The sequence below is a fragment of the Bradyrhizobium vignae genome (genome assembly GCF_900324035.1).
GTDB lineage: Bacteria > Pseudomonadota > Alphaproteobacteria > Rhizobiales > Xanthobacteraceae > Bradyrhizobium > Bradyrhizobium vignae.
In genome coordinates this window covers 2,567,127-2,584,374 of record NZ_LS398110.1, presented here as the reverse complement: position 1 = coordinate 2,584,374, position 17,248 = coordinate 2,567,127, and the positions used below count along the sequence as shown (strand labels likewise).

The 17,248-nt window shown below is 62.0% G+C and carries 13 protein-coding genes and 1 pseudogene; 10 read left to right on the top strand and 4 right to left on the bottom strand.

The features are described from left to right. Positions 1-184: 184 nt before the first annotated feature. Both BRAD3257_RS12510 and BRAD3257_RS12505 read right to left on the bottom strand, forming a co-directional pair. Positions 185-1,747, bottom strand: a complete 1,563-nt coding sequence (locus BRAD3257_RS12510; RefSeq protein ID WP_122402084.1) for a 2-isopropylmalate synthase — start codon at positions 1,745-1,747, stop codon at positions 185-187. A 495-nt stretch (positions 1,748-2,242) separates the two neighbouring features. Beyond that, positions 2,243-2,512, bottom strand: a complete 270-nt coding sequence (locus BRAD3257_RS12505) for a hypothetical protein (RefSeq protein ID WP_122402083.1) — start codon at positions 2,510-2,512, stop codon at positions 2,243-2,245. Between the two features lie 202 nt (positions 2,513-2,714). Between BRAD3257_RS12505 and BRAD3257_RS12500 the strand changes: the two genes are divergently transcribed. The 10 genes and pseudogenes from BRAD3257_RS12500 (at position 2,715) to BRAD3257_RS39275 (ending at position 15,332) form a co-directional block, all read left to right on the top strand. Next, positions 2,715-5,393 (top strand): nSTAND1 domain-containing NTPase, encoded by a 2,679-nt coding sequence (locus BRAD3257_RS12500; protein WP_122402082.1) that lies wholly within the window; start codon positions 2,715-2,717, stop codon positions 5,391-5,393. A gap of 154 nt (positions 5,394-5,547) precedes the next feature. Further along, positions 5,548-5,940, top strand: a pseudogene (locus BRAD3257_RS12495) (SMP-30/gluconolactonase/LRE family protein); the annotation flags it as partial. Between the two features lie 457 nt (positions 5,941-6,397). Beyond that, the gene (locus BRAD3257_RS12485) at positions 6,398-7,642 is read left to right on the top strand and encodes an ABC transporter substrate-binding protein (RefSeq protein WP_122402081.1); all 1,245 of its coding nucleotides are present in this window, start codon (positions 6,398-6,400) and stop codon (positions 7,640-7,642) included. Positions 7,643-7,745: 103 nt separating this feature from the next. Next, on the top strand, positions 7,746-8,621 hold the full coding sequence (locus BRAD3257_RS12480) for a branched-chain amino acid ABC transporter permease (RefSeq protein WP_122402080.1): 876 nt from the start codon (positions 7,746-7,748) through the stop codon (positions 8,619-8,621). A gap of 1 nt (position 8,622) precedes the next feature. Continuing rightward, on the top strand, positions 8,623-9,549 hold the full coding sequence (locus BRAD3257_RS12475; RefSeq protein WP_122402079.1) for a branched-chain amino acid ABC transporter permease: 927 nt from the start codon (positions 8,623-8,625) through the stop codon (positions 9,547-9,549). Then, positions 9,549-11,030: an ATP-binding cassette domain-containing protein gene (locus tag BRAD3257_RS12470; protein WP_162500562.1), complete on the top strand. Its 1,482-nt coding sequence runs from the start codon at positions 9,549-9,551 to the stop codon at positions 11,028-11,030. Before BRAD3257_RS12475 ends, BRAD3257_RS12470 begins: the two co-directional genes overlap by 1 nt. 41 nt (positions 11,031-11,071) lie before the next feature. After that, the gene (locus BRAD3257_RS12465) at positions 11,072-12,310 is read left to right on the top strand and encodes an ABC transporter substrate-binding protein (protein WP_122402077.1); all 1,239 of its coding nucleotides are present in this window, start codon (positions 11,072-11,074) and stop codon (positions 12,308-12,310) included. Between the two features lie 187 nt (positions 12,311-12,497). Further along, a complete protein-coding gene (locus BRAD3257_RS12460; protein ID WP_122402076.1) occupies positions 12,498-13,808 on the top strand; it encodes an ABC transporter substrate-binding protein in 1,311 nt (436 codons plus the stop codon). Positions 13,809-14,383: 575 nt separating this feature from the next. Continuing rightward, on the top strand, positions 14,384-14,560 hold the full coding sequence (locus BRAD3257_RS12455; RefSeq protein WP_244607932.1) for a hypothetical protein: 177 nt from the start codon (positions 14,384-14,386) through the stop codon (positions 14,558-14,560). A 499-nt stretch (positions 14,561-15,059) separates the two neighbouring features. Next, positions 15,060-15,332 carry a hypothetical protein gene (locus BRAD3257_RS39275; protein WP_129143965.1) on the top strand — a complete coding sequence of 91 codons (273 nt, stop codon included), beginning with the start codon at positions 15,060-15,062 and terminating at the stop codon, positions 15,330-15,332. A 331-nt stretch (positions 15,333-15,663) separates the two neighbouring features. Here BRAD3257_RS39275 and BRAD3257_RS12450 read toward each other — a convergent pair whose 3' ends face one another. Beyond that, the gene (locus BRAD3257_RS12450) at positions 15,664-16,833 is read right to left on the bottom strand and encodes a Gfo/Idh/MocA family protein (RefSeq protein WP_122402074.1); all 1,170 of its coding nucleotides are present in this window, start codon (positions 16,831-16,833) and stop codon (positions 15,664-15,666) included. A 44-nt stretch (positions 16,834-16,877) separates the two neighbouring features. Next, positions 16,878-17,192: a septal ring lytic transglycosylase RlpA family protein gene (locus BRAD3257_RS12445; protein ID WP_122402073.1), complete on the bottom strand. Its 315-nt coding sequence runs from the start codon at positions 17,190-17,192 to the stop codon at positions 16,878-16,880. Positions 17,193-17,248 lie beyond the last annotated feature (56 nt).

Here is a 17,248-nt window from a genome sequence, read left to right as displayed (position 1 = left end):
CGGCCAATCCTTGCTCCGGCTGCATCAATAGCGGCTGGGAGATGGAGCCGCTATTGGCCCTTAGCAGGGCAGCTATTCGCCACCACAATCGGCGTCATTCCGGGATGGTCCGAAGGACCAGACCCGGAATCTCGAGATTCCGGGTTCGCCTTCGAGGCGCCCCGGAATGACACGCTGACGCGCCTCAGCTCGCCGCGGCCGTCGTCACCGTATCGCGCTGGCGCTTCATGACGATCTTGTTGAGCGCGCCGAGATAGGCCTTGGCCGAGGCCACCAGCGTATCCGGATCCGCCGCGCGCGCCGTCATCGAGCGACCGTCCTGCGACAGCCGCACCGAGACTTCCGCCTGGGCGTCGGTGCCTTCGGTGACGGCGTGGACCTGGTACAGCTCGAGCTTGGCCTCGTGCGGCACCAGGCGCTTGATGCAGTTGAACACCGCGTCCACCGGACCGTTGCCCTCGGCTTCCTCGATCCTGATCTGGCCATCGACGTCGAGCTTCATGGTGGCGCGCTGCGGACCATGGGTGCCCGCGATCACCGTCAGCGAGGTCAGCTTGATGCGGTCGTGCGATGCCGCCATCTCCTCGTCCACCAGCGCCTCGATGTCCTCGTCGTAAATGTCCTTCTTGCGGTCGGCGAGCGCCTTCATCCTGTTGAACGCGTCTTCCAGCTGGTTCGGACCGAGCTTGTAGCCCATCTCCTCCAGCTTGTGCACGAAGGCATGGCGGCCGGAATGCTTGCCGAGCACCAGCGAGGACTGCTTCAGGCCGACCATCTCGGGGCGCATGATCTCGTAGGTGGAAGCGTCCTTCAGCACGCCGTCCTGATGGATGCCGCTCTCATGCGCGAAGGCATTCCGGCCCACGATGGCCTTGTTGTACTGGACCGGAAACGAGGTCGCCGCCGACACCAGCTTCGAGGCGCGGGTGAGCTGGGTGGTGTCGATCTTGTTCCAGTAGGGGAATTTGTCGTTACGGACGTTGATCGCCATCACGATCTCTTCGAGCGCAGCGTTGCCGGCGCGCTCGCCGATGCCGTTGATGGTGCACTCGACCTGGCGCGCACCGCCGACGATGCCGGCCAGCGAGTTCGCCACCGCCATGCCGAGGTCGTTATGGCAGTGCACGGAGAACACGGCCTTGTCCGAATTCGGCACGCGCTCGATCAGCGTCTTCATGAAGTGGGTGTATTCCTCCGGCACCGTGTAGCCGACGGTGTCGGGGATGTTCACCGTGGTGGCGCCGGCCTTGATCACGGCCTCGACGATGCGGCACAAAAAGTCCATCTCGCTGCGGGTGCCGTCCTCGGCGGACCATTCGACGTCGTCGATCTGGTTGCGGGCGCGCGCGACCATGGCGACCGAGGTCTCGATCACCTGCTCCGGGGTCTTGTTCAGCTTCACCCGCATATGCAACGGTGAGGTCGCGATCACGGTGTGGACGCGGCCGCGTTTTGCAAATTTCACCGCCTCGGCGCAGCGGTCGATATCGGCCGGATGCGCGCGCGACAGGCCGGCGATCACCGAATTCTTGGAGCGGCGGGCGATTTCGCTGACCGCCTGGAAGTCGCCTTCGGAGGTGATCGGAAAGCCGGCCTCGATGACGTCGACGCCCATATCGTCCAGCAATTCGGCAACTTCGAGCTTCTCCTCGAAGGTCATGGTGGCACCGGGGCACTGCTCGCCGTCGCGCAGCGTGGTGTCGAAAATGATGACGCGGTCCTTCTCGGACTTGTTCTGGGTGGCCATTCCTAAATTCCTTTTGAGCGTTTGCACCGTTCAGACCGGTTTGGTCCCTTGGCGCTTGAGGTGTCCGGTGATCTCGACCAACCCCTGAGCGCCCAGGCGCGTGGCGCCCAGCCGGCCCTCAGGGGCAAGTAAGAAGAAGGCCGCCAATAAGGAGGGTGGGCAGCGAGGCGGCCGGGATCGTGGCGGCGGCCAGAGCCACCTCCCCCGAAATCCCATCGATTTGGCCGCGAATCAGCATTGCCGGACCCTTTTGAGCCACAAATCCTCGGCCAAAACCGTTGACGGTTGGTTGCCAGGGGGCTCAGTGCGTTCCGTTTCTAGACGAGAAATGGCTGCAACTGCAACGCCAAAAGATGGTCAGCATACGTGACCTAATGGGTCGATGATAGCCGCACGGAGGGCGTCGCCCGCATGGGAGCGAAGCGCGATGCGGGAGCATTGTCCTGGATTTTGCTTGCCGCTCCATCCAGGCTGCCAGATTTGCGAGGGAGACGCCTATCCCGTGCCGGTGCGGCGGGCGCGGGCCCTGCTTTCCCAGCGGTTCAGCATCTGACCGAGCTCGCCGGTGACCGCGGGTGCAGCCGTCCTGGCGTTCGTGATCTCGTTGGTGTTGGCCGGTGCGTTGGCTGAGAGCCAATCGGGCTCCGTGTACTCGCGCCAGCGGCGCGCCTCCGCCCGCCTTTTCCGGGAGACGTGATCCCGCGTGAAATAGCCCGCCGCAAATGCGATCGCGAGAAGGATGACCAAGACGACAACCTGCACAATGAGCTCCGGCTTTATCCCCGTTCAGCGCCCTCCAACCCCAACGCATTCGAAGGTGACGAAATTGCGACCCACGATCGCGCAGCGGTTTTGATTCCGCCCCTCGCAACCGACACCGGACCAGACTAACCTTCCGCTGCGGCCGGGCATGCGCGGGTGACCTGGAAAAGTCCTCCGCGGAACGAGGACCGTAAGGCTGGGATGAATGGGCAATATCTTCATCAGTCACTCGAGCAGCGATGTTGACCGGGCCAGGGAGGTTTTGGACTGGCTGACAGCGAATGGCTGGGACGATGTCTTTCTCGATCTTGACCCAGAACGTGGCATCGGGGCTGGCCAGCGTTGGAAAGATGCGCTTCAGAAGGCTGCGCAGAGGTGCGAGGTGGTGCTTGCGCTCATCTCCAACGAATGGCTTGCCTCGCGTTGGTGCCGGGCGGAGATCGACACCGCCCGTCTGATGGGTAAGAAGATCATCATCGCTCTGATCGGGGCCGACAAGTCGGACGTGCCGCTCGACCTCACCGACGAGCAATGGGTCGATCTCAATGCTGGTGCTCATGAATACAAGCGCCTGGCGCTAGGGCTAAAGCTTGCTGGGCTCGATCCATCGACTTTCGAGCTTCAGCCCGGACGCCGCCCTTATCCCGGGTTTGCGTATTTTGATGAGCAGGATGCGGCGATCTTCTTCGGGCGCGATGGGCAGATCGTGCGCGCGCTCGACAGAATGCGTGTCATTGCGCGGGTCGGTGTCGATCGCATGCTCGTGATTCTCGGAGCATCGGGATCAGGAAAGTCGTCGTTTCTGCGTGCTGGACTTCTGCCGCGCCTCAATCGAGACGACCGGACCTGGTTGCCGCTTCCTACGATCCGACCGGAGCGTGCCGCAATCTCGGGCGATTTCGGACTTGCACAGGCCCTCCTGAGCAAGATCAGCGAGGAACGATTTGCCGGAGAATTCCGCAAGCGCGGCCTGCCGCGCAGCCGCGCCGCTATTCAGGAATTCATCGAGACGGACGAAGCCGGTCTTCTCAAGCTTTTTGACGCATTGCGGGACATCGCGCATCAACCTGATTTGTATGGCACGAACGCGTCGCCACCGACCATCATTCTCGCCATTGATCAAGGTGAGGAGCTGTTTGGAGAGGATGGCCGCGCGGAAGCCAAGCGCTTCATCGATATCCTGACCCGAACGCTGACGTCCGATTCCGCTCATGCCTTAGCGCTGGTCGCCATGCGCTCGGACGCACTTCCCCGCCTGCAGGCGGAGGCGAAGTTCGCCGAGTTTCCGAAGGACACTTTTCCTCTGGAAGCCATGTTGGAGAGCTCATACCGCGCGGTGATCGAAGGGCCGGCAAGGCTGCTCGAGCCAAAGCCCCTCAAGCTTGATCCGAGGCTGACCGATGAATTGCTGAGGGACGTGTCCGGCCAGGATGCGCTGCCGCTTCTCGCTTTCACGCTTGCGCACCTTTACGAAAATTACAGCGCCGACAACGAACTCAATCTGGTCGATTACGAAAGGCTCGGCCACCTCAGGGGCGTCATAGCAACGGTTGTGAAGGGAGCCTTTGCCGACGGAGTCGCAAGGGGTGAACTACCGACGGACGAGAACGATCAATTGATGCTGTGGCGGGAGGCCTTCATACCTCATCTGGTGCAGGTCAACGACGCGGGGCAGTTCGTCCGACGCGTGGCCAAACGAGACGATCTTCCGCCCAGGACGTTGCCCCTCATCGATCGGTTTGCAGAACGCCGCTTGCTGATCAGGGATCGACGGACGGATGCGGGAGCCGAGGTCGAAGTGATCGAGGTCGCACACGAAGCGCTCCTGCGACAGCCGCCGCTCAGTAAATTGCTGGCAGAAGACCGGGAGTTCATGATTTGGCGGCAGCGGCTGGGTCGCATGTTCGAACTATTCACAGCCAATGAGAGGGGCCTGTTGGTCGGCCGCGAACTTCAGCGGGCCCGGGAATGGCTGCAAGCGCGTCCAGACGCAAATTTGCCGGCACCAGAGCGAGCATTCATTGCCGACAGTATCACCGAGTCCGAAAAACAATTGGCTGCGCAGGCAGAGCGAGAACGGAGAGATCAGGAAGACCAGCTCGAGAAGGCGCAGGCACGCACGCGACTGCGCCGCCAAGGCATCGCATTGGCGGTGGCAGCGCTTCTCGTGCTCGTCGTCGGCGGAGGCTGGATGTATGCCTATGTCCAACAACGCGAAGCCAATGCACAGCGAACCCTCGCGGAAAATGCCAGGGCTGACGCGGAGAGGCAAAGGGCACTTGCGGACCAACAAAGGATCATCGCGGAGCGCCTCGCGGCACAAAATGCCGTGCTGCTCGAAATGCTTCAGCTCTTCGTGACCAGCTCAATTCCGCCAGAAATGGAGGCTCAGGTCGAAAGCGCAACTAAAACGCTATTGGCTGGGCGCAAGCGATATGAAGATGTCGGCAATAAGCTGAACGTGCCTTGGTATTTTATAGGCATCTTGCATGGTGTTGAGAGTAGTTTCGACTTCGGAAGACACCTGCACAACGGAGATCCACTGACTGCGAGAACGGTACATGTGCCCGTAGGCCGCCCGCGCAGCGGCAATCCACCTTTTTCATGGGAGGAAAGTGCGACTGACTATCTTGAGCTGGGCGGATTCACGAAGTCGACCAGTTGGGGGCTGGGCGAAATGCTGTACCAGTTGGAAAAAAGCAACGGCCTCGGCTACCGCAAACATAAAATCAATTCACCATTTCTCTGGGCGTGCACGAATCACTACACCAAGGGAAAGTTCGTGGGCGATCACGTTTTCGATCCTGAAGCGGCCGTCAAGTACTGCGGCGCCGCGCCCATTCTCAAGAAACTGGTCGAACAGGGGCTGGTGAAGTTCGACTGATCTGTCCGTTCGTGATCGAAGCAAGCGTAGTATGGGCTCGCGCCACGGCTCCCGGATGGTGGACCACGCGTCCGGCGACAATTGAGAAGTATGGCGCTGCGACACGCATTGTACCGCGCGAAGAATTGGCTCGCCGCCCTCGCAACTGGCCGCAAAGCTCTACATTGCCTCTACCGGCAAAGGGCCGGGCGACACCGGTCCAGGCGGCAAGGGCGAGATCTTCGTGTTCGACGTCGGCAGCGACAACAAGCTCTCCGATCTCAAGAAGTTCAGCGATTGCGTGATCGACGGCGTGAAGTGCGGACCGGATGGCCTGCGCTGCGACGTCAACGGCAATGTCTGGGCCTCCAGCAATGCCGGCCGCGCGGTCGGCTACAATGGCGTGACGGTGTGGTCGCCGGAAGGCAAGCTGCTCGGCCGCATCCGCCTGCCGGAAGTGTGCGGCAACATCACCTTCGGTGGACCCAAGCGCAACCGCCTGTTCGTGGCCGCGAGCCAGTCACTGTATGCGGTGTTTGCGGCGACGCAGGGCGCAGGTCCGGGCTGAGCGATGCAAGCTCCAGTGCGACGAGGCGCCGGCGTTCCTCGCCGGTGCCAAATTGATTTGATGGTCCTTCGGCGTCTGCGCATTTCGAGGAACAAGCCGTGCGCATCGTGATCTGAGGCGGCGTGATCGGCGCTTGCACCGCTGAGCTCCTGGGCCGCCACGACATCGATGTCGTTGTCGTCGAGCGGACCGAGGTCGCCGCCGCCTCCGGCTTCGTTGCTTCCGATGGCGATCCGCCTCGGAATGCACTACCTGATGCTCACGCATGCCCCTCGACGAAATCTGCATGCCTGGGTGCGATGAGTGTCCCGCAGGTATCCTGCCCGCAATTACGCAGCGCTAGACTTTAGTCCTCTCCCACGATCCTGAACGCAGTTTCACTTGCCGAGAAGGTCTCGGCCGGTATAGTCGCGGCCCAATGGCTCACAAGAGGCCTGTTCAAGGGAGAGAACAACATATGAAAAAACCACTCTCTATTGCATTGCGAATACCGCTCGCTGCGGCCGCGGTCGGTGCGCTGATCACGGTGTCAGGCGCAGCGCTTGCAGCGGATCCGATCCGAATCGGCGTGATCGCGGAAGCGCAGGCGATCGCGGGCGCATCGATCCCGCAGGCGGCGCAACTTGCAGCGGACGAGATCAACGCACGCGGCGGCGTCGACGGCCGCAAGATCGAGATCGTCTCTTACGACAACCACTCCTCTTCGGCAGACTCGGTGCGCGCGTTCCAGCGCGCGGTGAACGAGGACAAGGTCAACGCGGTCATCGCGAGCTATATCAGCGAGGTGGTCCTGGCGCTGGAGCCCTGGGCCTCACGGCTGAAGACGCCGTTCGTCACACCGGGCGCGGCGTCCAACGAGATCAGCAAGAGCGTCCATGCCGACTACGAGAAGAACAAATATACCTTCCACGGCTACCTGACCTCCGCGGCGCTGGCGCTGTCGGTCTGCGACGCCGCCAAGGATCTGCTCGTGGACAAGATGCACATGAAGTCGGCTGTCATCATGAGCGAAGATGCCGCGTGGACCAAGCCGCTCGACGTCGGTTACGAGGAATGCCTGCCCAAGATCGGGCTGAAGGTGCTCGATCACATTCGCTTCTCACCTGACACCACCGACTTCACGCCGATCTTCAACAAGATCGAGGGCGCCAGGCCCGACGTGATCATCACCGGCATCTCGCACGTGGGCGTGCAGCCGACGGTGCAGTGGAAGAACCAGCAGGTGCCGATCCCGATGTTCGGCATCTCCTCGCAGGCGACCAACGAGACTTTCGGCAAGGACACCAACCAGGCCGCGGAAGGCGTGCTCTACCAGGGCGTCTCCGGTCCCGGCGTGGCGGTGACACCGAAGTCGGTGCCGTTCGCGGAGAACTTCAGGAAGAAGTTCGGCAACTTTCCGTCCTATGCCGGCTACACCGCCTATGACGAGGTCTACTACATCGCAGACGCAGTGAAGCGCGCCGGCTCGACCGACGCCGACAAGCTGGTCACCGCGCTGGAGAAGACCGACTGGGAAGGCACGATCGGCCGGGTCCAGTTCTACGGCAAGGACGATCCGTTCACCCACTCGCTCAAGTACGGCAAGGGCCTGATCACCGGCCTGATGCTCCAGTGGCAGGACGGCAAGCAGGTTGCGGTCTGGCCCAAGGAGGTCGCCAAAGCCGACGTCAAGTTTCCGAGCTTCATCAAGCTCGGCAACTAGGCAGGGACATGCTCCCGGGATCACCTCCCGGGAGCTTCCATTTGCGACCCTCGCAGCACCTTCCCTCAAAGCGGCAGTTTGACTGCCACGCGGCCAATCATCAATGCGAGTTTTCCAGATTCTGATAGATGGCTTTGCCATCAGCGCTCTCTACGCTCTCGGCGCCACCGGCTTCACGCTGATCTTCGGCGTCTCCGGCGTCCTCAACCTCTCCCATGGCGCCATCATGGTGGCGGCAGCGGTGGCGGCCTGGGCTGCCGCGAGCATCCTCGGCGTCGGCACCTATGCCGGCGCGCTGATCGGGGTGGGCGTTGCGCTCCTGACCGCCTTTGCTACTTACTTTGCGGTGGTGAAACCGATCCAGGATTCCCGGCGCATCCCGAACGAGGAAAAGGAGATCTTCGTCCTCACCGGCACGCTGCTGTGGGGCATCATGATCCAGGAGCTGATCGCCTACTTCTTCACCAATAACGCCAAAACCGTGCTGCCGATCGTCGAGGGCGTGGTCGAGATTCTCGGCGTCCGCACGCCGACGAACGAGATCTTCACCGCGATCGTATGCTGCCTCGTCATCGCGCTGTTGTGGCTCCTGGTGAACCGTACCCGGATCGGCAAGGCGGTGCTGGCGGCCTCGATGAACCCTCGCGGCGTCACCCTGCTCGGGTTCGAGCTCACCAACATCTACATCGTGGTGTGGGCGATCTACGGCACCCTCGCCGGCATCGCCGGCGTGCTGCTCGGGATGTTCTTGGGCGTCAGCTCCTACAGCGTCGGACCGCTGACGGCGAGCGCGTTCTCGATCGTCGTGCTCGGCGGCCTCGGCAGCGTCTCCGGCTCACTGATCGCGGCCTTCGTGGTCGGCTATCTCGAAACCTTCACGGCCTATCTGCTCTCGCCGGCCTACCGCACCATTCCGGCTCTGCTGCTGCTCGTCATCGTGATGTACATCCGGCCCCAGGGCCTGCTGGGGAGGCGCTGAGATGCCCACTTTCTTCACCTCGCGCCTGTTCTTCGTCTCGCTGGCGCTCGTCATCCTCGGTGCAACGCTGCCGCTCTACGTCTCCGGCTATGTGCTCGGACTTCTCACCGTCGCCTTCTATTTCGGTGTGTTCGCGATGGCCTGGGACCTCCTGTTCGGCTTCGCCGGCGAAGTCAATTTCGGGCCGACCTTCCTGATCGGCGTCGGCGCCTACACCGCCGGCATTCTCAACAACCAGTTCGGCTGGTCGGTCTATCTCTGCATCGTGCTGGGCGCCCTCGCCTCCGTCATCGCCGGCCTCGTGCTGGCACTCCCGGCGCTCAGAGTGCGCGGACCGTATTTCGGCCTGACCACGCTGGTCGCAGTGCTGATGCTGCAGAACTTCATCGTGGTGTTCGCCGATCTCACCGGCGGCGAGATCGGGCTCACCATCCCCGATGTCATCAGCATCAATGCCGGCGCCAACTATTGGATCGCGCTCGGCTTCATGACGATCTCGGCAGCAATCCTCTATGGCCTGTCGCAATCGCCTGTTGGACTCGTGCTGCAAGCCAGCGGCCAGGACCCGGTGCAGGCCGGCGCGCTCGGCTTCAACATCGTCAAGCACAAGCTCTTCGCCTTCGTCGTCAGCGCCTTCTTCTCCGGTCTGTCAGGCGCGCTGCTCGTGTTCTACTTCGGCACGGCCTCGGTCGGCACCGTCGTCGACGTCGCTGTCGGCGTCAACGTGATCGTCTCGGCCGTGCTCGGTGGGCGGCGCACCGTGCTTGGCGCGGCGCTGGGCGCGATCTTCCTGATCGTCGCCGGCGAATTCCTAAGACCGACAGGCGAGCTTGCGACTTTCATCGTCTCGGCGGTTGCCCTCCTCGTCGTGCTTTTCTTCCCCGGCGGCTTCCTCGGAGCGGCCCTCTCGCGTGAGGCACGTTCGTGATGGATATGAGACTATCAAACAGGGCCGTGCTCGAGGTCCGCGGCCTGACCAAGCGCTTCGGCGGCCTGACCGCCGTGAAGAATCTCGGCTTCGAGGTCAACGCCGGCGAGATCTTCGGCCTGATCGGGCCGAACGGCTCGGGCAAATCGACCGCGATGAAGAGCGTGATGGGCATCGAGCGTCCGACCGCGGGCGAAGTGATCTTCGAGGGCGAGAACGTCGCCGGTCTGCCCGCGCACAAGATCGCGCGCAAAGGCTTCGGCATGGTGTTTCAGCATTCGCGGCCGCTGAACCGGCAAACCGTGCTGGAGAACATCATGGTAGCGCTGCTGCCGGACAGCCTCTTCATGCTGTTTCCCGACAAGGCGCTGGTCGAGCACGCCAAGTGGATCGCGGACCGCGTCGGACTCGGCGCAGTCATGAACCGTCGCCCGCCGACACTGCCCTTCGCCGATCTGCGCCGACTCGAGCTTGCCAAGGCGATCGCCCGCGACCCCAAGGTGGTGCTGGTCGATGAGCCATTCGCCGGTCTGACGCGCGCCGAGGTCGACGTCTTCTCCGACCTGATCCGCAGCTTTCGCGACGAGGGCCGCGCGGTGATGCTGGTCGATCACAACGTCAAGAGCGTCGCCGCCCTCGTCGATCGTGTGCTCGCGATGTATCTCGGTGAGGAGATCGTCACCGGCAAGGCCGACGATGTGATGCGCAACGAAACCGTGCGGCGGGTCTATCTCGGCGGCGCCATCGAGACCCATGCGCGGCCGGAGACCAGCTTCAAGGACAAGGTCCCGCTGCTCCAGGTCGAGAATGTCAGCGTTTTCTATGGCAAGGCGCAGGCGCTGGAGAACGTCTCGATCCACGTCCACGAGGGCGAGTTCGTGTCGATCGTCGGTCTCAACGGTGCCGGCAAGACGACGCTGTTCAACACCATCTCCGGCTTCTTGCCCTATAGCGGCGAGATCCTGCGCGGCGGCGAAAAGCTGCGCGGCACGAGCCCGGCGAAAATCGCGCGCAGCGGTCTCGTGCAATGCCCGGAATCGCGCGAGCTGTTCGGCGAGATGACGGTGCGGGAGAATCTCGACCTCGGCGGCCAGCATCTGTCAGACGACAAGCGCGCCGCGCAGCTCGCATGGCTGTTCGAGCTGTTCCCGATCCTGAAAGAGCGTCAAGGCCAGCTCGCGCAGACCCTGTCGGGCGGCGAGCAGCAGATGCTGGCGATCGGCCGCGCGCTGATGATGCAGCCGCAGATCCTGATCCTGGACGAACCGACGCTCGGCCTTGCCCCCGTCATCCTCGAACAATTGTCCAGGGCACTCGAAAAGCTGCGTCAGACCACCTCTATCACCGTGCTGCTCGGCGAGCAGAACGTGACGTTCGCTCTTCCGCATGCCGACCGTGTCTATGTGCTCGAACATGCGCGGATCGTCTGGGAGGGCGATCCCGGCCGTTTCGCCAGCGAAGCCGGCGCCGATTTTCTGTAAGTCCACGAGCATCGACAAGAAGCATAGAAAGGGAAACGACCATGCGACCATCGACGATCTTGAACCGCAGCCTGCTCGCCTCGGCGCTGGCGTTGTGCCTCGCTGCTCCCGCTTACGCGCAGTCGAACGATCCGATCAAGATCGGCGTCATCGCCGAGGTGCAGGCGATCGCGGGTGCGGCGACTCCCGGCGGCGCACAGATCGCCGCCGACGAGATCAACGCCAAGGGTGGCGTGCTCGGCCGCAAGGTCGAGATCGTCACCTACGACAACAAGAGCTCGTCGGCGGACTCGGTGCGCGCCTTCCAGCGCGCGGTGAGCGAGGACAAGGTGTCAGCAGTGATCGCAAGCTACATCAGCGAGGTCGTGCTGGCGCTCGAGCCCTGGGCGGCGCGGCTGAAGATGCCGCTGATCACACCGGGCGCCGCGTCGAACGAGATCACGAAGGCGATCCACAACGATTACGAGAAGAACAAGTACACCTTTCACGGCTATCTGACCTCGGCGGCGCAGGCCCAGCTCGTCTGCGACGCGGCCAAGGATCTCTTGGTCGACAAGCTCAAGTTCAAGACCGTCGCGATCATGAGCGAGGACGCGGCCTGGACCAAACCGCTCGACGTCGGCTACGAGGCCTGCCTGCCGAAGGCCGGTCTCAACGTGGTCGAGCACGTCCGCTTCTCCCCTGACACCACCGACTTCACGCCGATCTTCAACAACATCGAGAGCAAGAAGCCGGACGTGATCGTCACCGGGATTTCCCATGTCGGCGTGCAACCGACGGTGCAGTGGAAGAACCAGCAGGTGCCGATCCCGATGTTCGGCATCAGCGCGCAGGCCCTGAGCCCGACCTTCTGGAAGGACACCAATGGCGCGGCCGACGGCGTGCCGTCGCTGGCGGTCGCGACACCCGAGGTCGCCGTGACCTCCAAGACGAAGCCGTTCGCGGCGGCTTTCAAAGCCAAGTTCGGCACCCCACCGGCCTATACCGGCTACACCGCCTATGACGAGGTCTACATCATCACCGACGCGATCAAGCGGGCCGGGTCGACCGACCCCGACAAGATGGTCGCCGAGCTCGAGAAAACCGATTACGAAGGCACGATCGGCAAGATCCAGTTCTACGGCAAGAACGACGAGTTCACCCACGGCATCAAATCGGGCCCCGGCTTCGTGACGGGCCTGGTCTTCCAGTGGCAGGACGGCAAGCAGGTCGTGGTCTGGCCCGACAAGATCGCCGAAGGCAAGATGAAGTTTCCGAACTTCGTGAAGCTGTCGCAGTAATTGGCTCACGGCCGCATCAGGCCCATCGCTCCGACGGGAGCGGTGGGCTTTTCGCTGTCTTTCGCAGGTGCGTTGTGCCGCCGCCGGCGCCTATCGACCTTGGGCGCTGTTGACTTTCAATCGTCGCGCTCCCCATACTTCGCAAAAAACAACAACCAATCATAAGACGGTTTTGAGGGAGGATAGGATGCCGACTTCACGCAGGCAGCTGCTGAAGACATCGGCGGCTGCCGCCGCCGCACTCAGCCTCGATTGGACCAGGGCCCAGGCGCAAGCCGAGACCTTGCGCATCGGCCTGATCTACGACCTCACTGGCCCGTTCGCCGCCGGCGGCTCGGTCGCCTCGTCAATCGGCGCGCAGATCGCGATCGATCTCGTCAACGAGAAGGGCGGTATCGGCGGCAAGACCAAGGTTGTTCCGGTCGCCGCGGATTCCCAGAGCAAGCCCGACGTTGCGATCAACGAGGCCGAACGTCTGATCAACCAGGAGAAGATCGACATTCTCAACGGCGTCTATGCGAGCTCGCATGCGGTGCCACTCGCGGCCAAGGTCGAGCAGCAGAAGAAGATCCTCTGGATCACGACCGCGGTCTCGACCGCCGTGTTCAAGGACAAGAACCTGCAATACGTGTTTCGCGCGCAGATCCATTCGGATCAGTACGGGCAGGCGTTTGCAGGCTTCATCACCGAACATGCGAAAGCCAAGCTCGGCATGGACCCGAAGGAGGTCAAGGTCGCGTTGATCCACGAGGACGGCCCCTATGGCGTCGGCGTTGCCTCTGCCGATGAGGCCTATGCCAAGCAGGCCGGCATCCAGGTCGTGCTGCGCGAGGGCTATTCGGCCTCGGCGCCGGACCTGTCGGTGCTCGTCACCAAGATCAAGCGTGCCAAGGCCGACGTGATCTCGCATGCCGGCTACAACCCTGACATCACCTTGTTCCTGCGTCAGGCGCGCGAGAGCGGATTGCGCTTCAAGATGCTGTTCGGGGCCGGCGCCGGCTACAGCCAGCTCGACAAGCTGCGCGCCACCTTCGGCGCCGACATCGACAATTTCTGCAACATCGATCCGGTGCCGGCGCAGCTGCTCGATCCTGCCAAGCTCGCGCCCGGCATGGGCGATCTGATCAACGCGATGGTGACGCGCTACAAGGCCAAGACCGGCGCCACCGACGTGCCGCCGCACTGCTCGATGGGCTTCAACCAGACCTGGGTGCTGCTCAACAACGTGCTGCCGGTCGCCAAGGAGAAGTATGGCAGCTTCGACCCCGAAGCCATTCGCAAGGCGGCGCTCGACGTCGACATTCCCGCCGGCGGCACGATCCAGGGCTATGGCGTGAAATTCTTCCCGCCGGGCACCCCGCTCTCCGGCCAGAACGAACGCTCGACACCGGTGGTGATGCAGAACGCCGGGGAGCACATCTCGGTGGTGTGGCCGACCAACATCAGAACGCAGGACCCGGTGTTCCCGCTTCCGAAAGGCTCGACCTACGGGGCGTAGCCGCCGCGCTGACCGTGCACCTCTCCCCTTGTTGGGGTCTTGTTGTGGGAGAGGGGGCCCGCCGCGCGAGCGGCGCGCCGGGTGAGGGATCTGTCTCCGCGGGTGAACCTCTCACATGTGAAATTCGGAGAAAGTGGCCCCCTCATCCGGCGCCGTAGCCGAAGCTTCGCTTCGGCATTCTTAAGAACGGCGGAAGGCCGCCTTGCCACCTTCTCCCCACAAAAGGAGAAGGATCCGCAGCCGTGCACGCGGCCAACCAATCGGTGCCGCAACGAACCCCCGCCGCGCTGGAGACGTTGCAGCCGATGGTGCTTGCATCCAGTGGTAGTTATTTTCGCGCTGTGGTTGGATATTCGATCGCGCGGCCACGCCCTGAAGTTGTGGGACGAAGTTTTACTGAAACACGAGCCTGCTATAATAGCCTTTAGGTAATTGACCCTGCTCCTTTTACCCTGCTCCTTTTTTCGCATGTCGCAAGGCTGGCGCAGCCGGCGAACGGGCACGCATCCAGCGGCGACCCTTATTGGGAATACGCATAATAGTGATAGTCAACGATGGGGGTGACGATGCCCGCCATGTTCGAGCTGCTCTATCGCGAATATTGCCGCGCCCGCCTTACAGAAATGCGGAAACAGCTTCTGCTCACGAGCAATCGTCCTGAGCTTTTAAAAGCGGATTGCGATGCTGCTGATCAGAGTAGCTTTGGCACGGCGGACACACAGCACGAAGTCCGGCACGGCGCACAGAGTTGAAGCGCGCCACGAAACAGGAGGCCTCCCCTCGCCGCAACAGCAATCAAGAAAGATCGTCCCCCAGGAAGCAACATTGAATGCGCCGAATTCCATACTGCGTCGATTGCTTGAGTTTCGTGCCGGACCATTTTTGACTTAATGACTGTCGGAGCTTGGCAGGCGGCCTGGAGCGCGACGGCATCAAGCTCGGTGATCGCATTGCCACCATCGCCTGGAACACTTGGCGCCATTTCGAAGAAAGGTCACGGCGGTAGCGCGCGGCTAATCAATCTGTGCCGCAATGACGTAAGCACCACACACCGCGCTGACGGTGCACCAGCCTTGTGGGAGAGGGTGTCTCGCCGCACGGCGGCGAGATGGGTGAGGACTTCTCTCGGCGAGCAAAGCTCTCGACGTTCGAACGATGCCAAGATGCGAGCTAGTTCACAATGAACCGGGTGACAGAAGCAGTCGCCTTGCTTTGGCAGCAACTACGTTGCCTATATCTGAGAGGTGTATCATGAAGACGGCACTTCTTGTTGCAGCTATTTTGGCTGTTGGTATTGTATCAGCTAATGCTGGTAGTGATCAGCGTCATCGTTCATCACTCCATAACAGACACCATACTGGATCAGCTATGATGGCTGTTGGCGTTCCAACAGGCGGTGGTGTTGACCAACGATCTGCCTCGACACTTTATAGGCAGAATCTGCGCGACTCAGGCTACAATGCTAGAGAGAACTTCGATAAAGATGGTCATATGTGCGTGTCCTGCAATTATCAGGGCAATTGACGAAGCTAGTGTGAGGACTGAAAGCGCGATCACAATGGATCGACCAGCCTGAGAAGAAGAATCGAGGGCGGGCGTCCAGATAGAGACCTCGCACGCTTTCAAATACGAGCTTCGCCGAAAAATAGCCCAAGGGATTCCCAAGTGGATTTCCTCAAGTGGATTTCCTAAAGCGCGATGAGATTTGGATGAATCGTCATCGCGCTTTAGCTTCTTGTTTACGCATGATCTTTCCGGAAAACCGCTTCGCACTTTTCCGGATCATGCTTTAGGCTTTCTTTGTTTGCGCGCTCACTGCTCAGCCATGCGCGCGGCCAGCTCAGCGGCCTCATCACTAAAACACCACCCTTCGCCCCTCCTCCGCCGCCCAGTACCCCGCGTAGTTCACCTTGATCGTCTCGTACGCGAGCGCCAGGTTCGACAGCGGCTGTCGTCCGGTCGCGACGCATTCCATGAAGTCCTGGATCTCCTGCAAGTATCCGCGCGTCCATTCCTCCTCGAGGCAGACATATTGCCAGCCGGTCTTGCGGTCGACTTTCTCCGTGATGTAGACGCTGGCGAGCTTTTCCTCGGAGGTCTGATAGCTCATCAGATGCGTGTTCGGGGTGATGTTGGCGAACAGCGAGCCCCCGCTTGTGTAGGTCTCGATCAGGTTGCGCACGCCGCCCATGATCATGTCGCCTGAGAACACGGTGGCCTTGGTGCCGTCGGAGAAGGTGGCGGTGAGCGTGCCCCAGTCCTCGACATCGACGGGATTGGCCTTGATGTAAGAGCGTTCCTCGGGCTTCAGCTCGGCGGTGACGTTGCCGACGTCGCAAGTGACGCTGGCGACGCGGATGGTCTCGCCGCGCGCCTTGGCTTCCACCTGCTTCAGATACAGCACGGCCGAAAGCGGATGGCAGCCCATGCGGATCAGCGAGCCGCCGCCGGTCATCGCCCATTGCGCGGCATGTGCCGCGTGCGAGCCGGAATGGCTCTCCTCGCCTTTCATGAACAGGATCTTGTCCTTGGTCGCCTTGAGGATCTCGGCGATCTTGGTCACCGCAGGCGCGTATATCCAGTCCTCGGCATACATGAAGAGCTTGTCCGTGCGCTCGATCGCAGCACGCGTCCGGTTCATCTCTTCGATCACGCGCTCATACATCAGCGCCTTCGGCACGTGCTTGCCGATCGGCTGCGTGTCGCCCTCGCGGCCGAAATAGCCGGCGAACGGTTTTTCGCAGATCACATGCTTGCCGGCCTGCATGGCGGCGACGATCATCTCGGCATGAAGATTGGGCGGGGTGCAGATGTCGACGACATCGAGATCGCGGTCGGCGATCAGCTCGGCGAAGCTGCGGTAAACACGCGGGATGTCGTGATGCCGGGCGAACGCGACGACCTTGTCGCCGCGCGCAGCCACGGCCGCGACCTCGACATCCACGCCATAGACGCGCCGAAACGCATACATGTGCAGCTCCGACACGAAGCCGCAGCCGACGAGTCCCACCCTGATCCTGGCCATGGCGCCCCCCTTGCTTCGGGCGGCACTATAGCGTGCCTCGAGGTCTAATCCACCGAGACGCGCACCACGCCTGCGCTCATCATGCCGAGCGCGCGGGCGGCCGGCACCGAGAGATCGACGATGCGGCCGCGGATGAAGGGGCCGCGATCATTGACGCGGCACTGGATCGTGCGTCCGCTGTAGGACACCCTGAGCACACTGCCGAACGGGCGCGTGCGGTGGGCGCAGGTCAGCTCGCCGCCTTTGCCGGCTTTTGCGTATCCATAATAGGAGGCAAGGCCGCTTTCGGCTTTTGCAACGGACATCAAGGCAAGAGATAAAGTCACGAGACCAAGCAATAGAGTCGTCTGCGCGTGCACGGCACCGCTCCCGGGTTGGCCTGCCCGGCGCTGCAAACGTCGCTTGTTCCCTCAGG